This is a genomic window from Clostridium sp. (assembly GCF_036642255.1).
Taxonomy (GTDB): domain Bacteria; phylum Bacillota; class Clostridia; order Clostridiales; family Clostridiaceae; genus Clostridium_J.
Genome location: NZ_JAVWDJ010000032.1, coordinates 1 through 2,426, shown reverse-complemented (window position 1 = coordinate 2,426; position 2,426 = coordinate 1). Strand labels below are relative to the sequence as shown.

2 protein-coding genes are annotated in these 2,426 nt (G+C 27.7%); both read left to right on the top strand.

Annotated elements, in window-relative coordinates; all coding sequences use genetic code 11:
• Positions 1-300: 300 nt before the first annotated feature.
• Positions 301-996 (top strand): DUF3221 domain-containing protein, encoded by a 696-nt coding sequence (locus tag RR409_RS15115; RefSeq protein WP_332558601.1) that lies wholly within the window; start codon positions 301-303, stop codon positions 994-996.
• A gap of 309 nt (positions 997-1,305) precedes the next feature.
• A partial coding sequence (locus RR409_RS15110) for a hypothetical protein (protein ID WP_332558631.1) occupies positions 1,306-2,426 on the top strand: 1,121 nt, incomplete at its 3' end.

Below are 2,426 nucleotides of genomic sequence, written 5' to 3'. Positions count from 1 at the left end.
TTTATTGTTTATTGTTTATTGTTTATTGTTTATTGTTTATTGTTTATTGTTTATTCGAGTTTAAAAACATTGGTCCAACTTTGCAAGGCTGTATATCGATTTTTTCCCATACTTGCAAATGCAAACCTACTAATCTTATACTACTAATAATTTCACTATTTACATTTTAACATACCTAATATTGATATTTAAATAATAGCATGAAATATAATGTAAAATATAGAAAATATGGTTTATTTCATAACTTTTTTCAGTTTCTCATCGTCTAATATATAAATAAGTATTTTAGGGAGTGATTATATGAATAAATTAATACCAATTTCAATTGCCTTTACGCTAATTCTTTCATCAAGCGGATTCCAAACTTCAGGAATATATAATAACTATTTAAAGAATAAAGCACCATCAGATTCAGAGCAATGCCAACTTGCTAAGATTAGTGTTAGAGGTATAGTTAAAGAGATTAATATGGGCAAAGATGGCGCAAGAATTCTAGTAGAAGGAGTGTTTTCTGAAGATACTCTATATGATAAGGCATATGTTTTTATTAATCATGAAACTACTATATCTAAGGATAATTTAAAGAGATTATATGATATCTCAGAAATTAAAGTTGGAAATACTGTTGAAGTGATGTTAAATGAACCTTTGGCTTTATCTTATCCTGTACAAGGTGGTGCACGCTCTGTAAGGATAGTTACTCAACCTGGAGAAGAAGCTAATAAACCATCTACAGATAAACTATTAACCATTGCTTATAACTATTTGTCTGAAGAAGATAAGGGGACTTTAACAGATTGGAAAAACTCAGAAGTTGAAGAATATATCTTTGAAGAAGAGCACCTTATTATGAATAAAGAAGGTTTTGTGGATATCAAGGGAAAAGAACTTTATAGAGTTGTTTTTAATAATTCTAATGATGCACTTTTAGGACCAATTATTATTAGTATAGATAAAAACTCTTTAGATGTTCTAGGCATTGATTTAAGACATTAAGAAGTTAATTAAGAAAACAAATAAAACAAGACTTACATTTTCTAGTAAGTCTTGTTTTATTTGTTTAATTTTCGAAATTGTGATGATATAATTCTATCAAGACTTAAATAAGTTTCCACCTAAGTAACTTTCATGAACTGCAAATTCTAACCTACAAATCTTTCTCTGGATTTTTAATATAGTTACATAGATTTACCATAATGTGTAGCTATTCTTTGGCATATACTACTAAAGATACTTTTATATTTTATATTATTTGTATGTAAGTTAAATAAATTAAAAATATTGGGATGGGGTTTAATTTTGATTATGGATACTTTTGAAAATGTTGAATATTTAAATAATCTCTATATGGATATCTGGTGGAATTCTAGTACCGAACTTAAGTTAAATATCCAAACTTATAGCTATTGGGAAAAGAAAAAAAAAGAAAAACAGTTTGATTTCTTTACCGATACTATTATAAATCATATCGAGAATTTTCCTGCGGAAGAGTCAAATCAACTTCAATGGAAAAATCAGGGTGATTCATTTATTGAGAATTTCATTTTAAAAGAAGATACTTTTAAATTGGGTGTAATGGATAAAAAGATGAAAGATGATTTCTTTAAAGCTACTAATAAATTTATTAGGGAATGTAAAAAATTTGATGACAAATTGGAATACCAAGACATCGGTCAAGCTCTCCGTAATGTTTGGATCATTAATATCTTTCAAAAAGTTATAGACAATCCAATTGAATTTACTAATGCAATTTTCGGATATAGTATGCTATATCCTTATACAGATAATTATATAGACGATACATCTATACCCATAGACCATAAAAAGAACTTTAATGATAGATTCTCAAAAAAGTTGAGAGGTGAATTTATACAGGCAATGAATTCCCATGAAGAGAAGGTATATAAACTAGTAGATTACATTGAAACAGTTTTTAATAGAAAAGAGTACTCCGAAGTTTATAACAAATTATTACTCATACATGAAGGACAAAAGAAAAGTCTAACTCAGCAAGATGTTGTGAGTATTCCATATGAAAGAGATATGCTAAGTATATCTATAGAAAAGGGTGGTGCTTCTGTTCTTGCAGATGGATACTTAATTAATGGAACTTTGACAAAGGATGAAGAAATATTTGCCTATGGATATGGCTTTTTACTTCAACTTTGTGATGATCTTCAGGATTTAAAAACTGATTTGAAGAATAACCACATGACAATAATGTCTCAATTAGCTGAAAGATACCCCCTTGACATCCTTACTAATAAATTAATAAACCTCACAATAGCTGTGATAGATAATGCGCAATGTTTTAAGGGGAGTAATGTGGATGAACTTAAAAATCTCATTAAGAATAATTGTATTACAATGATATTATTTGCTATTGTTGATAATAAGGAACACTTTACAAAAAAATATATAAAATC